The organism is Actinosynnema sp. NPDC050436 (assembly GCF_040655415.1).
GTDB lineage: Bacteria > Actinomycetota > Actinomycetes > Mycobacteriales > Pseudonocardiaceae > Actinosynnema.
In genome coordinates, this window is sequence record NZ_JBFAJV010000005.1 from 232,286 (window position 1) to 246,029 (window position 13,744).

General features: G+C 73.4%; 12 protein-coding genes. 4 read left to right on the forward strand and 8 right to left on the reverse strand.

From position 1 onward, the window contains the following. Position 1: 1 nt before the first annotated feature. A complete protein-coding gene (gene pruA, locus AB0I60_RS15900; RefSeq protein ID WP_360730203.1) occupies positions 2–1,627 on the reverse strand; it encodes an L-glutamate gamma-semialdehyde dehydrogenase in 1,626 nt (541 codons plus the stop codon). 154 nt (positions 1,628–1,781) lie between these two features. Between pruA and AB0I60_RS15905 the strand changes: the two genes are divergently transcribed. Together AB0I60_RS15905 and AB0I60_RS15910 are read left to right on the forward strand one after the other, a co-directional pair. Further along, positions 1,782–3,323, forward strand: coding sequence for a helix-turn-helix domain-containing protein (locus AB0I60_RS15905; RefSeq protein ID WP_360730206.1), 1,542 nt, complete (start codon positions 1,782–1,784; stop codon positions 3,321–3,323). Positions 3,324–3,355: 32 nt separating this feature from the next. Further along, positions 3,356–4,399, forward strand: coding sequence for an acyl-CoA desaturase (locus AB0I60_RS15910; protein WP_360730209.1), 1,044 nt, complete (start codon positions 3,356–3,358; stop codon positions 4,397–4,399). On the opposite strand, the gene AB0I60_RS15915 is transcribed toward AB0I60_RS15910, so the two are convergent. From AB0I60_RS15915 to AB0I60_RS15935, 5 genes are read right to left on the reverse strand one after another with little or no spacing between them, the layout of a single operon-like run. Then, positions 4,308–4,976, reverse strand: coding sequence for a YidC/Oxa1 family membrane protein insertase (locus tag AB0I60_RS15915; protein ID WP_360730212.1), 669 nt, complete (start codon positions 4,974–4,976; stop codon positions 4,308–4,310). The genes AB0I60_RS15910 and AB0I60_RS15915 overlap by 92 nt on opposite strands. Positions 4,977–5,011: 35 nt before the next feature. After that, positions 5,012–5,287 (reverse strand): DUF6412 domain-containing protein, encoded by a 276-nt coding sequence (locus AB0I60_RS15920; RefSeq protein WP_360730215.1) that lies wholly within the window; start codon positions 5,285–5,287, stop codon positions 5,012–5,014. Positions 5,288–5,308: 21 nt separating this feature from the next. Next, positions 5,309–5,920 carry a uridine kinase gene (locus AB0I60_RS15925; protein ID WP_360730218.1) on the reverse strand — a complete coding sequence of 204 codons (612 nt, stop codon included), beginning with the start codon at positions 5,918–5,920 and terminating at the stop codon, positions 5,309–5,311. Beyond that, on the reverse strand, positions 5,917–6,516 hold the full coding sequence (locus AB0I60_RS15930; protein WP_360730220.1) for a DUF402 domain-containing protein: 600 nt from the start codon (positions 6,514–6,516) through the stop codon (positions 5,917–5,919). The genes AB0I60_RS15925 and AB0I60_RS15930 overlap by 4 nt, the downstream gene beginning before the upstream one ends. Positions 6,517–6,541: 25 nt before the next feature. Next, positions 6,542–7,948 (reverse strand): GAF domain-containing protein, encoded by a 1,407-nt coding sequence (locus AB0I60_RS15935; RefSeq protein ID WP_360730222.1) that lies wholly within the window; start codon positions 7,946–7,948, stop codon positions 6,542–6,544. Positions 7,949–8,089: 141 nt separating this feature from the next. Here AB0I60_RS15935 and AB0I60_RS15940 point away from each other — a divergent pair, with 141 nt between their 5' ends. Beyond that, entirely contained in the window at positions 8,090–9,577 is a 1,488-nt protein-coding gene (locus AB0I60_RS15940) for an aldehyde dehydrogenase family protein (protein ID WP_360730225.1), read from the forward strand. A gap of 37 nt (positions 9,578–9,614) precedes the next feature. On the opposite strand, the gene AB0I60_RS15945 is transcribed toward AB0I60_RS15940, so the two are convergent. Both AB0I60_RS15945 and AB0I60_RS15950 read right to left on the reverse strand, forming a co-directional pair. Next, a complete protein-coding gene (locus tag AB0I60_RS15945; RefSeq protein WP_360730227.1) occupies positions 9,615–11,228 on the reverse strand; it encodes a beta-N-acetylhexosaminidase in 1,614 nt (537 codons plus the stop codon). Between the two features lie 85 nt (positions 11,229–11,313). After that, complete coding sequence (locus tag AB0I60_RS15950) at positions 11,314–12,795, reverse strand: CYTH and CHAD domain-containing protein (protein WP_360730230.1); 1,482 nt, start codon at positions 12,793–12,795, stop codon at positions 11,314–11,316. A 150-nt stretch (positions 12,796–12,945) separates the two neighbouring features. Here AB0I60_RS15950 and AB0I60_RS15955 point away from each other — a divergent pair, with 150 nt between their 5' ends. Beyond that, positions 12,946–13,740 carry a hypothetical protein gene (locus tag AB0I60_RS15955; protein WP_360730232.1) on the forward strand — a complete coding sequence of 265 codons (795 nt, stop codon included), beginning with the start codon at positions 12,946–12,948 and terminating at the stop codon, positions 13,738–13,740. Positions 13,741–13,744: the final 4 nt, after the last annotated feature.

The window sequence follows — 13,744 nt, forward strand, 5'->3', positions numbered from 1 at the left end:
GTCACCCCTGGTGCGGGTAGCGGTGGGAGGTCGGAGCCGCGAACGTCTCCTTGATGGACCGGGGGCTCACCCAGCGCAGCAGGTTGTGCACCGAGCCCGCCTTGTCGTTGGTGCCCGACGCCCGGCCGCCGCCGAAGGGCTGCTGCCCGACGACCGCGCCGGTCGGCTTGTCGTTGACGTAGAAGTTGCCGGCGGCGAAGCGCAGCGCGTCCTGCGCGTGCGCGATGGCCGCCCGGTCGCGGGCGATGATCGCGCCGGTCAGGCCGTAGGGGGCCGCGCTCTCCATCTGCTTGAGCACGGCGTCGTAGTCGGCGTCGTCGAACACGTGCACGGCCAGCACCGGGCCGAAGTACTCGGTGGTGAACACCTCGTGCGACGGGTCCGAGCCCAGGATGACGGTGGGCCGCACGAAGAAGCCGTCGGAGTCGTCGGCCGTGCCGCCGGCGGCGACCTCCAGCTTCGGGTCGCTCTTCGCGGCCTCCAGCACGCCCGACAGCTTGTCGAACGAGCGCCGGTCGATGACCGCGCCCATGAAGTTCGACAGGTCGGTGACGTCGCCCATGGTCAGCGACTCGACGTCGGACAGGAAGTCGTCCTTGACCCGGTTCCACAGCGAGCGCGGGACGTACGCGCGCGACGCGGCGGAGCACTTCTGGCCCTGGTACTCGAACGCACCCCGGACCAGCGCGGTGCGCAGCACGTCGACGTCGGCGGACGGGTGCGCGAGCACGAAGTCCTTGCCGCCGGTCTCGCCGACGATCCGGGGGTAGGAGCGGTAGCCCGCGATGTTCGCGCCGACCTGGCCCCACAGGTGCTGGAAGGTCTTGGTGGAGCCGGTGAAGTGGATGCCCGCCAGGTCCGGGTGGGCCAGCGCGACCTCGGAGACGGCCAGGCCGTCACCGGGCAGGAGGTTGATCACGCCGGGCGGCATCCCGGCCTCTTCGAGCAGCCGCATGGTCAGGTGCGCGGCGAAGCTCTGGGTGGGCGACGGCTTCCACAGCACCACGTTGCCCATCAGGGCGGGCGCGGTGGGCAGGTTGCCCGCGATGGCGGTGAAGTTGAACGGCGTGATCGCGTAGACGAAGCCCTCCAGCGGGCGGTGGTCCGTGCGGTTCCACACGCCGGGCGAGGACTGCGGCTGCTCGGCGGTGAGCTGCCGGCCGAAGGCCACGTTGAAGCGCCAGAAGTCGATCAGCTCGCAGGCGGCGTCGATCTCGGCCTGGATGGCGGTCTTGGACTGGCCGAGCATGGTGGCCGCGTTCAGCGTCTGCCGCCACGGGCCGGCCAGCAGGTCGGCGGCCTTGAGCAGGATGGCCGCGCGGTCGTCGAAGGACAGCGCGCGCCACGCCGGGGCGGCCTGCTGCGCGGCGGCGACGGCGTCCCGGGTGTCCTGGGCGGTCGCGCCGTGCAGCGTGCCCAGGACGGCGCGGTGGTTGTGCGGCTGGACGACGTCGAAGCGCTCGCCACCGCCCACCCGCTGCTCGCCGCCGATGGTCAGGGTCAGTTCGGTGGGCTCCTTGGCCAGTTCGGCCAGCTTCGCCTGCAGCTGCGCGCGCTCCGGCGAGCCGGGGGCGTAGTTCAGGACGGGCTCGTTCACCGGCGCGGGGACCCTGGTCACGGCATCCACAAAGCAGCTCCTTCGCCACTGAAAGACTGTGTCGCTCCACGGTAGGACTACCGAGCGTGCACACGGTTGTCCGCCCGTCTAGGCTTGCCACCCCGCCGTTGTTCGCGCGGACAAACGTGCGGCCGGTCGGCTGCCGTCCGAAAGGAGGGCACGGGTGAGCCTGCGGCAGGTCCTGATCGCTCTCGGTGACCCCCTGGTGGAGGTCCAGGTCGCGCCGCACGGCCTGGAGGTCGACGTCCACGACGTGGTGATCCTCGACCCCGACGACGTGCCCGACGTGCGGCCCGGCGACCTCGCGCTGGTCATCGGCGCCCGGGGGCGCGCGGCGCTGCCGCTGGTCAAGGCAGCCGGGCAGGGCGGGGCGGCGGCGGTCGCGGTCAAGGTGGACGCGCCCGCCCCGGTGCTGCGCCAGGCGGCGGCGGATGCGGGCGTGGCGCTGCTCGCGGTGCGCCCCGAGGTCCGCTGGGAGCACCTGGAGTCGCTGGTCCGGGGCGTGGTGAGCAGTGCCCGGCTGACCGCCGACGCGGGCGCGGGCGAGGTGCTCGGCGACCTGTTCGCGCTGGCCCAGACGATCGCCGCGCTGACCGGCGGGATCGTCAGCATCGAGGACACCGCGAGCCGCGTGCTGGCCTACTCGCGGTCGTCGGACGAGGTGGACGAGCTGCGCCGGCTGTCCATCCTGGGCCGGCAGGGGCCCGAGCCGTACCTCAAGATGCTCCGCGAGTGGGGCGTCTACCAGCGGCTGCGGTCCGGCGAGGAGGTCGTGCGGATCGACGAGCGGCCCGAGTTGGGCATCCGCCGGCGGATCGCGGTCGGCATCCACGCGGGCAGCCAGCCGCTGGGCACGATCTGGGTCCAGGAGGGCACCACCCCGCTGACCGGGCAGTCCGAGCGGGCGCTGCTGGGCGCGGCCCGGGTGACCGCGCTGCACCTGGTGCAGCAGCGCGAGCCGACCGCCGCGTTCCGGGAGAACCTGCTGGCCTCGCTGCTGGACGGCCGGATGGACGCGACGTCGGTCGCGGAGCAGATCGGCGCGGACCCGCGCAAGCCGGCCGCCGTCGTCGTGTTCGCCCTGCGCGGCCAGGAGAGCGCGGACCGCACCCAGCAGGAGCTGCGGCACACCGAGATGACCGGGCTGATCTCCGTGCACGCGGCGTCCTACCGGCGCAGCGCGCTGGTCAGCCAGTCCGCCGGGCGCACCTACGTGCTGCTGCCCGACCTGCCGCCGACCGCGCCGCTGCTCGCCCTGACCAAGGAGATCGTGGCCACCGCGCGCCGGCACATGGGGCTGCGGGTGCAGGCTGCGATCGGCTCCACGGTGTCCACTGTGGACGAAGTGGGGGTGTCGCGCAACGAGGCCGACCGGGTGCTGGACGCGATGGCGCGCGACCTCGACGCGGACGTCGCCACGCTCGCCGACGTCCGCTCGCGGGTGCTGGTCGGCGAGACGCTGGCGCTGCTCGCCGAGCACCCCCGGATCCGCGACCCGAGGCTGGCGAAGCTGGACCCGGAACTGGCACGTTCCCTATTGGCGTATTTGGACGCGTTCGGTGACGTGCGCGCTGCGGCGGGCGTCCTGCACGTGCACCCCAACACCCTGCGCTACCGGGTGCGCCGGGCCGCCGAGGTCGGTGGGTTCGACCTCGACGACCCCTTGCTGCGCGTGTTCGCGCAGTTGCAACTAAGGCTGACCTGAGTTCTTCACCGCCCGCCCCTTAAGCTCCGCCCGTGAACCTCGATGCGTCTTCCAGGCGCGGCAGTGACTTCGCGGAGTTGTCCCGGTCGGTCAAACAAGCGGGTCTGCTCGACCGCCGGATCGGCTTCTACGTGCTGTGCCTGGTCGGCGGGGTCGCCGCGCTGGGCCTGACCGTCACCGCGATGGTGGTGGTCGGTGACTCGTGGTGGCAGCTCGCCCTGGCGGCGCTGCTGGCCGTCGTGTTCACCCAGATCGCCTTCCTCGGCCACGACGCCGGCCACCGGCAGATGTTCGCCACCAACAAGGTCAACGGCGCGATCGGCCTGGTGCTGGGCAACCTGCTGATCGGCGTCGGGTTCGGCTGGTGGATGGGCAAGCACAACCGCCACCACGCCAACCCCAACCACGAGGACGAGGACCCGGACGTCGACATCGCCGTGCTCGCGTTCAGCGCCGAGCAGGCGCAGCGCAAGCGCGGGTTCTTCCGCTGGGTGGTCAAGCACCAGGCGTGGCTGTTCTTCCCGCTGCTGCTGCTGGAGGGCTTCAGCCTGCACGTCATCAGCACCGCCGCCGCCGTGCGCCGCGAGGTGCGCGGGTGGCAGCTCGAGCTGGTGCTGCTCACCGCGCACGTCGCCGGCTACCTCGTCCTCGTCTTCTCTATCATGTCGCCCGGCAAGGCCGTCGCGTTCATCGCCGTGCACCAGGGCCTGTTCGGCGTCTACATGGGGTGCTCCTTCGCGCCCAACCACAAGGGGATGCCGGTGCTCAGCGCCGGCCACCAGCTCGACTTCCTGCGCAAGCAGGTGCTGACGTCGCGCAACGTGACCGGCGGCTGGTTCACCGACTTCCTGCTCGGCGGCCTGAACTACCAGATCGAGCACCACCTGTTCCCGAACATGCCCCGGCCGCACCTGCGCCACGCGCAGAAGCTGGTCCGGGACTTCTGCCGGGACAAGTCGATCTCCTACGCCGAGTGCGGGCTGTTCACCTCGTACGGGTACGTGCTGACGTTCCTGCACGAGGCGGGAGCTGAACTGCGCGGTACAGACAAGCTCGCTCCAGCAGCGTCCAAGTAGTCGTGGTCAGCAGGTAGACCCCGGCGGCCAGCGGCAGGACCGCCGCGATGGCCACCGTGCCGAAGGGCAGCAGCCGCAGGAGCTTGGCGAACGGCGGCTGCGGCCCGCCCGACCGGGCCGCCACCGCCGCCTGCCACCGCGAGGTGGCGAACGCGACGACGGCCAGCACCGCGAACAGCGGCAGGAAGACGGCGTTGTGCTCGAACGCGCCGAACCAGTGCGTGCCCAGCGACGTGCCGAACAGGGTGCCGTCCAGCAGCGGGTTCGGCGTGCTGACCAGGCGGTACATCACCATGAAGAACGGTGCCTGGACGAGGGCGGGCAGGCAGCCCGCGAACATCGAGGTGCCGTTGTCCCGGTAGAGCTCCAGGGTCTTCTCCTGGAGCTTGCGGGGGTCTTTCCGGTACTTCTCCTGGAGTGCGCGCACCTCGGGGGCGAGGGCGGCGCGGGCTTTCTCGCCGCGCACGGCGGCGCGGCTGAGCGGGTGCATCAGCAGTCGGACGACAGCGGTGAAGGCGACGATGGCGAGGGCGGGCGTGGCGACGCCGGCCAGGGCCGAGCCCAGGTCGTAGAACACGGGGGTACTCCGTTTGCACGAGCGGGAAGGGGACCTCAGGCGCTCAGGCCGAGTCCCGGTGCTCGTGGACGGGGACGCCCTGCGGCGTCGGGGTCGCGCAGCCGCAGGAACGCCGTTCTCAGGGCTTTCTCGCGCAGGGAGAGGGACCGCACCCACGCGGGGGCGCTCTGCACCGCAGGTGCGGCGGAGAGCAGCAGGAGCACGACGGCGACGGCCGTGACGACGGCCAGCAGGTCGGCGGGCGAGTGCAGCAGGGTGAGCGCGAACAGGCCCGGCAGGTAGAGCGCGAGCAGCAGTTGCAGCCTGGCCACGTCCACCTCCCCCGGTCGGTCTCAGTCGAGACTACCCACCAGGGCCGGTCTCGTGGGGTGGTCGTAGCGCACGATCACATCGGCTGCCGGGTCGTAGCCGTCGTAGGCGGGCAGCGTCCACGCCTCCTCGGGCGCGGTCTGGCGGGCCAGCGCGGCCCCGGACAGCCACAGGTGCACGGTCAGCTCGGCGGGCAGCCACTTGTCCAGCAGCAGGGTGCCGTCCAGCAGCAGCACACCGCCCTCGGGCAGGGTCGCGTAGTCGGCGCGGCTGGCCCGGTCGGCGGCGGCGTCCCACAGCGACGGCAGCACCCGCCCGCTCCCACCCGGCTCCAGCGGGTCGAGCACCTCGCGCAGCAGGCCGCCGGTGTCCAGCCAGCCGTCCCGGAACGAGCCGGGGTCGGTGCGTCCGAACTCCAGGCGGACCGACGCGGGCCGCAGGAAGTCGGCCGCCGACACCCGCAGCACCGGGCGGCCACGGGCCCTCAGCGGAGCCACCAGGGCGTCGGCGAGCCCCTCCGGCCGGGTCGGCGGCGCACCGTCGAGCAGGACGCGGGTCCACGGCGCGCGCTGCTCGTCGATCCGCGCGACCAGCTCGGCGACCAGGGCGTCCGGGGTGAGCGGGCGGACCTTCACGGCAGCGGGTAGTCCGCCCAGCCGGCCGGCAGGGTCGGCACGGGCCAGCCGGGGTCCGGGGTGAACGCCGACCAGGCCGGGTCCCACCAGGTCGTGCCGCCGTCGAGCATCGCCTCCACCTCCTTGCCGGTGCGGCGGATGGCGTCGCCCTGCTCGGCGGTGTACTTGCCGTCGGCGACCTGGTGCTCGAACTCCTCGCGGTCCCGGTCGATCCAGTGGCCGTCCACCGGCACCCAGTAGTCCAGCTCGTGGTCGAGGGTGTCGAAGCCCAGCGGGGTGCGGCGGAAGGGGTCCTGGAGGTTGAGGTACCAGCCGGCGAAGCGGCGGTCGTCGCCCTGCCAGTAGAGGTCGACGGAGTAGGCGTCGCCGGGGCGGTGCAGCTGGAGCTTGCCGTGCCCGTGCCACTGCTCGCGGCCCAGCGCCTGCCAGCCGTGCGGGACGGGGTGCGGCGGGAACCCGAACCTGGTGCCGGGGACGGTGAAGACCGCCAGCAGCTCCGGCCCGTCCGCCACGACCCTGGTCGGCGTGACCGCCCACGGCCTGCCGTGCAGCACTTCCCGGCGCAACGCCACGTCACCCGGCGCGAAGAACCCCATGCCGCCCAGCCTAGGCGGACCGCGCCTACGCGAGCGCCCGCTCCAACCGGGCCTCGACCGAGGAGCGCCGGGGGTCGGACCGGGGGAGGGTGCGGGCCAGGCGTTCCAGGACCTCCGCGTCCTCCACCGCGCCCGCGAACGCCCACAGCACCTCGACGTCCCCGTGGTCCAGCACGCCGCGCCGCACGGACGCCGCCAGGTCCGCGCGCTCCTCGCGCACGACGGGCGCGTCCGACCTGGGCAGCAGCTCGCCCCGGTACGCGCACGCGGCCAGCGGCACGTCACCCGCCCGCAGCGCCGCGCGGACCGTCAGGAAGTCCGCCCGGACGTCGGCCGACAGCCGGTAGGGGCGGGTCGAGAGCACGGTCCCGAGCTGCGGGCGCAGCCGGTGCAGCTCGGCCCGGACGGTCGTCGGGTTCCCGCGCTCCCCGTACAGCCGCAGCGCCAACTGCTCCGCCGTGAGCCCGAGCGGGTGCAGGGCCAGCGCGGCGAGCAGCTCCGCGTGCCGCAGCGACAGCGCCAGCGCGCGGCCGTCCAGGGAGCCCGTCGCCTCGCCCAGGAACCGCAGCGACAGCACCGGTCTTCGGCGGGTCGGGCGCGGCACCCGCAGCAGGTACGCGCCGTCCAGCGGCTCGACGACCGCCTCCCGCCCGTCGGCCAGCCGGACGGGGTCGCCGGAGACGTCCACCCGCGCGGGCAGCTCGGTGGCGGTCGCCAGCACCCGCCCGCCGGCGCTGAGCAGCGCGCCGGGCTCGCCGCGCAGACCGACCAGGTGGTCTAGGTGGGCCGCGCGCACCCGCTCGTCGCGCATCGCCAGCCGCACCTGCAACTGGCTCTCCACCAGCCGGGCGGCCGTCACCACCAGCACGCCCATCGCCGGGTGCACGCTGGCCAGCGGGCCGCTCACGTCGACGGTGCCGAGCGTGCGGCCGGTGTCCGGGTCGCGCACCGGCGCGGCGGTGCAGGTCCAGCCGTGGTAGGTCCGCACCAGGTGCTCCGCCGAGTGCACGGTCACCGGCTGGCCGAGGGCGAGGGCGGTGCCCATGGCGTTGGTGCCGATGGCGTCCTCGCTCCACCGCGCGCCTTCGGAGAGCCGCACCCGCTCGGCCAGGCCGAGCACGGTCGCCGCGCCCTCGCACCACAGGACGTGGCCCTCGGCGTCGGTGACGACCATGATGTGCTGGCCGGCGTCGGCGATGCTGACCAGCGCCTCGCGCAGCACCGGCAGCACGGGGGCCAGCGGGTGCGCGCCGCGCACCTCGACCACCTCGTCCCGGTCCAGCACCACCGGCGGTTCGTGCCGGTCCGGGTCGACCAGGGCGGCCAGCGAGCGCCGCCACGACTCGACGATCACCGGGCGCGCGCCGTCCGCCGGTATCCCGCTCAGCGTCGCCTCGTGCAGTCGGGCGAGCCGGCGCGGGTCTGGGTGCATCGGGAACCTCCTGGCTGACCAGGATGACCCGTCGCCGCGCGTAGCGGCAAGCCGGTCGTTGCTCCGATCGGGTGCAACGTGACTGCAACGTTCCGGGGCCTACCGTCGCGCGGCGATCAACGCGACGCGGGAGGCGGACAGATGACCAGGTACGCGGCACCCGGCCGGCCCGGCAGCGTGGTGAGCTACCGCGAGCGGTACGACCACTTCATCGGCGGCGACCACGTGCCGCCCGCCCGGGGCCGCTACCTGGCCGACGCCTCACCGGTCACCGGCGAGGTGTTCACCGAGGTCGCCCGGGGCACCGCCGAGGACGTCGACCACGCCCTGGACGCCGCCCACGGCGCGGCCCGGGGGTGGGGCCGCACCTCGCCGGCCGAGCGGGCGACCGTGCTCACCGAGGTCGCGGACCGGGTCGAGGACCACCTGGAGGCGCTCGCCGTCGCGGAGACCTGGGAGAACGGCAAGCCGGTCGGCGAGGCGCTGGCCGCCGACCTGCCGCTGGCGGTGGACCGCTTCCGGTACTTCGCGGGTGCGGTCCGGGCGCAGGAGGGCGGCGTCTCGCAGGTCGGCCGCGACCTGGTCGCCTACCGCTTCCCGGAGCCGCTGGGCGTGGTCGGCCAGCTCGCCTCGTGGCAGTTCCCGCTGCTCAGCGCCGTGTGGGAGCTCGCGCCCGCGCTGGCCGCCGGCAACGCCGTGGTGCTGCGGCCCGCCGTGCAGACGCCGGCCTCGGTGCACGTGCTGGTGGGCTTGATCGCGGACCTGCTGCCGCCGGGCGTGGTCAACGTCGTCACCGGCCTGCGCGAGGAGGTGGGCCGGGCGCTGGCGTCGTCGCGGCGGGTGGGCCGGATCGCGTTCGGCGGCGAGGCGTCCACGGGCCGCCTGGCGGCGCGGTGCGCGAGCGAGAACCTGGTCCCGGTCGCCGTGGAGCCGGGCGGCCAGGGCCCGGACGTGTACTTCGCCGACGTGGTCGCACGCCGTGACGCGTTCTACCACCGGGCGCTGGCGGGCTTCACCGCGTTCGCCCTCGACCAGGGGCAGGTGTGCCCGTCGCGGGTGCTGGTGCAGGGTCCCGCGCACGACGAGTTCCTGGCCGACGCCGCCGAGCGCACCCGCGCGCTGCGCCGGGGCGACCCGCTGGACACCCGGACCGAGGTCGGCGCGCAGGTCACCGCCGGGCACCGGGACCGGCTGCTGGCCCAGGCCCGCGCGTGCCGGGACGAGGGCGCGCGGCTGGTGTGCGGCGGCGAGCCCCTCGACCTCGGCGGTGGGCTGTCCGGCGGGTTCTACGCCGCGCCGACCGTCCTGGAAGGCGACCACAAGGCGCGGGCGTGCCTGGACGGGGTCGCCGGCCCGCTGGTCGTGGTGTCCCGGTTCGACGACTTCGACGACGTGGTGAAGGCCGCCGACGACATCGCGTGCGGGCCCGGTGCGGGCGTGTGGTCGCGCGACGGCGGCACGGCCTACCGCGCGGCCCGGGAGATCCAGGCCGGGCGCGTGTGGGTGAACGACCACTTCCGGTACCCGGCGCACGCCGCGTTCGGCGGCGGGTCCGGTCTCGGCGGCGAGGACCACCGAGCGGCGCTCGACGCCTACCAGCAGACCAAGAACCTGGTGGTGCGCTACTGAGCCGGGCCGGGGAGACGGCGCTCCCCGGCCTCGGCACCTACTTCCAGGGGACCTGGGGCGAGGGGTGGAAGTTGACGCCCTGCGCCTTCCAGCGCGGGCCGTGGGCCGCCAGGCGTTCCCGGAACTTCGCCCAGTCGTGGGTCGTCCACGGCGACCAGCCCAGCTCGGCGATGGCGGGCAGCCTCGGGAAGGCCATGAATTCGAGTTCGGCCGAGTTCGTCAGCGTCTCGGTCCACAGCGGGGCCTCGACGCCGCGCACCGCCGACTCCGGCAGGTCCTGGATGAACGCCCCGGGGTTCCAGTCGTAGGCGTCCTCGACGTCGGTGTAGCCGGCCCACTTCAGGCCCAGTTCGGTGTTCTCGTCGTACTTCATGTCCAGGTACGCCTTGGTGGCGGGCGAGAGCACGATCCGGTTGCCGCGTCCGGCGGCGGCGACCATGTCCTCGGCCACCGTCTTGGTGCCCCAGAACTGCGGGATCGCGGACGCGTCCGGCGTGGCCTTGACGAACTCGTGCCAGCCCGAGGCGATCTTGCCGTGCTTCCCGACCAGCGGCAGGACCTTGTCCATGAACTTGATGTAGTCCGGGTCCGTGGTCTTGAGCGCCTCGTCGCCGCCGATGTGGATGTGGTCGCCGGGCGTCAACGCGGCGACCTCGCGCAGGACGTCGTCCACGAACTCGTAGGTGATGTCCTTGTCGATGCACAGCGAGCTGAAGCCGACCTCGATGCCCGTGTACAGCGGAGGGGCCACGCCGTCGCAGTTCAGCTCGGGGTAGGAGGACAGCGCGGCGTTGGTGTGGCCGGGCAGGTCGATCTCGGGGATGACCGTGATGTGCCGGGAGGCCGCGTAGGCGACCAGGTCGCGGTACTGGTCCTGGGTGTAGTAGCCGCCCGGACCGCCGCCGACCTCCGTGCTGCCGCCGTGCGCGGTGAGGTTCGGCCAGCTCTTGATCTCCAGCCGCCAGCCCTGGTCGTCGGTCAGGTGCAGGTGCAGTCGGTTGACCTTGTACCGGGCGACCTGGTCGATGTAGCGCTTGACCTCGTCCACGGAGAAGAAGTGCCGGGCCACGTCGAGCATCGCGCCCCGGTGCTCGTAGCGCGGGTAGTCCAGCACGCTGACGCCGGTCGCGTGCCACGGCCCGCGCTGCTTCGTCCGGGACTCGACCTTCGCGGGCAGCAGTTGGCGGAACGTCTGCACGCCCGCGAACAGGCCGGCCGCCGTCAGCGCGCGGATGACGACACCGCGCTTGGTGACGTCGAGCTGGTAGCCCTCCCGGCCGACGCGCGGGTCCGCGCCGGTCAGCAGCAGCGAGATGCCGCGCCCCGACGCGCCGGGCGCGACCGGCAGGCGCAGGCCGGTGGACGGCCGCAGCACGCCGGCCAGGTACTCGCCGACCCGCTCCGCCTCGTCGGAGCCGGGCTGGGTGTGGATGCGGGTGTCGCCGGACAGCGCGTAGGTGACGCCCGGTCGGGGCGTGACCTTCACCGGCGCGGGCACGATCGTGTGGGACACAGGCTTCTCCCGGGCGGCCGTGACCGGTTCTGCGGCGGCGGTCCCCGACGCGCCCAGCACCAGCAGGGCGGCGAGCGCGGAGCCGAGCGCGCGCCGGCCGGCACGGCTTGGTCGTTCCACTCCTTGAGGCACGGACATCCTCCTGCGATCGGTGTGGATCACCCGTGCGGCGGCTTCGATCACCGTTTCAGCCGTGCCCCGAGAGTGTCAAGGTCCAGACCAATCAGACAAACTTCGGCTTGCCGAGATCCCGCCACACGGTCGGGAAGCGCTCCTCCGCACGCGCGGCCTTCGCCTCCTCCAGGCCGTACAGCAGCCCGAACGTGAACCCGTTCTCGCCCTCCAGGTGCGCCTGCCCGCCGAGTTCGCGCAGCACCGGCCGTGCCACCACGCTGTCCTGGTGGTCGCCCAGCAACGTCTGGAGGCCCTTGAGGTGCTTGCGGTACTTCTTGGCCTTCTTGCCGTACAACGGCTCCACGGTCTCCACCGCGTACCGCAGGCGCTTGGCCGCCTTGCGGGACTCGTGCAGCGACTCGTCGTCGTGCGCGTTCTCCGCGTTGCCCGCCAGCCGCTTGTACGCCTTCACCACGAACTCGGGCAGCACGTCCTTCGCCTTGACACGTGCCAACGGCGTCAACGGTGGATCGGCGATCAACGCGTCCACTGCGTCCAGCAGGGCGAAGTACCGGCGGCTGTTCATCGCCGTCGTGGCCGCCTCGTGGGCACCGGCCTCCAACGGCGCGAAGTGCCGGGTGAGCAGAGCCGACACCGGGCCGAGCACGAGCGTGTCGTCCAACTTCGCCACGTTCGCCTCGTAGCCGGCGCGCATCACCTCGGCGTCCCGCGCCGCGCCGAGGACGCCCGCGAACCACTTCAGCTCGTCGGTCAGCTCACGGGTCCGGTCGCGCTCGACGACCTTGCCGAACGCCTGGAGCGCGCTGCGCATCCGTCGCGTCGCCACGCGCATCTGGTGCACCGCGTCCTCTTCCCTACGGCGCACCCTCGGGTCCTGGTGCTTGAGGGCGTCCGCCTGCTCGCGCAAGTACGCCAAGACCACGTCGCCCGCGGTTTTCCCCCGCTTGGGCGCGGGCGGTTCGGGCGCGAGCCGCCCGGCGAGCAGCCGGGTCAGCTTGGCAGACGACGTGGACCGGGTGATGCCCGCCTCGGTCAGCCGGCGCTCCACCTGGTCCAGCAGCGCCCGGTCGCCGCCCTCGCCGAGCTCGACCTCGATCTCGCGCCAGGAGTCGACCGACTCGTCCGCGACGTCCTGCGCGGACACCAGGTCCTCGACCACCTCGACCAGCAGCCGACCCCGATCGTCCACGAGCTGCCAGCGCTGCCGGGTCGTCCGGATGCGGGCCACCGGCGTCAGCTCGTCGCCCCGCGCGTGCACCTGGACCAGCGAGTTCAGCTCCTTGGGCGGGTGCTTCGCAGCGCGGCCCGGGGGCAGCCGCACCTCCTCGCGGGTGTCCTCGGCGACCGGCAGCTTCAGGTGCCAGCCGGCGTCGTCGCCGCCGACCCGGCGGCGCAGCGTCAGCCCCGCGCGCGCCAGCCTCAGGTCGGCGGTGTCGTAGTAGACCGCCTCCAGCCGTTGTTCCTCCGGGCCCGCCGAGGCGGCCACCCCGGGCAGATCGGCCAGGTCCGGCAGCGCGACGCCGGTCGGGGCCTCGTACTTGCGTTCCGTCTCGTGAACCGATGTCGACATGCTCCAGAAGTACACCGTGGCGTGGCTGTTTACGCTAGGTGACTGTCCGTGAGGGGCCGTTGACCTGGCCGGGGGTTTGTTGCGGACCGTCCGCGTGGTTTTCCCGCCGGGCGGGCTGCCGGCAGCGGTCCGTGGGGTTGGCTTGATCGCGTGCCCACGGAGAAAGAGCGGCTCGACGCGGTCGAACCGACCGTCGCCGACCTCGTCCACCGCACCCAGCTGCTGACCGCCGAGCTGGGGCGCGTCAGCGCGCGGCTGCTGGTGCTGGAGCGGCGGCTGTCCGGTGCCGGCTCCGGCCCGGACGAGGACTTCGACGCCGTGGCCGGCGAGGTCGTCCCCGTCGTGGCCGCGCTGCGGGCGGCGTGGGACGCCGAGCAGGACGTCCTGGCCGACTCGGTGCGGGTCGAGCTGCGCCAGGAGGTCGCCGAGTACGAGGCGCTCAAGGAGCGCCGCGACGCCGGCCGGGCCCGCCTGGCGGCCGGCCGGATGCCCCGGATCGACCGCGACCAGCTCGACCACGAGGTGCACCAGCTCGACTGGCAGATCGGCGCCACCGAGGCCGGCGCGCAGGACGCCGAAGCCCGCTTGGAGGCCGACACGGCGGCGGCCGAGGACCCGAGGCGGCGCGAGGCCGTCCTGGCGGGGGAGAAGGCCCGCGAGGAGATCTGGGAAGCCGCCGCGCGGCGGCTGGAGCGCGCCCTGGCCGAGGACACCCGGCTCCCGCTGTGGTTCCGGGTCGGCCTGGGCGAGATCCCCAGCCCCGACCCGAACCCGTGGGTGCGGGCCGCCACCGGCCTGATCGCCTACCGGCTGGAGTACGGCGTCACCACCGCCGTCGACCCCCTGGGTGACCCGCCCAGCGCCGGCTCCGGCTCTGCGGCCTGGGTGCGGCGCACCGAAGTGCACACCGACCTGCTCGACCAGTTGCAGACCCTGCGCCCGTAGCTCC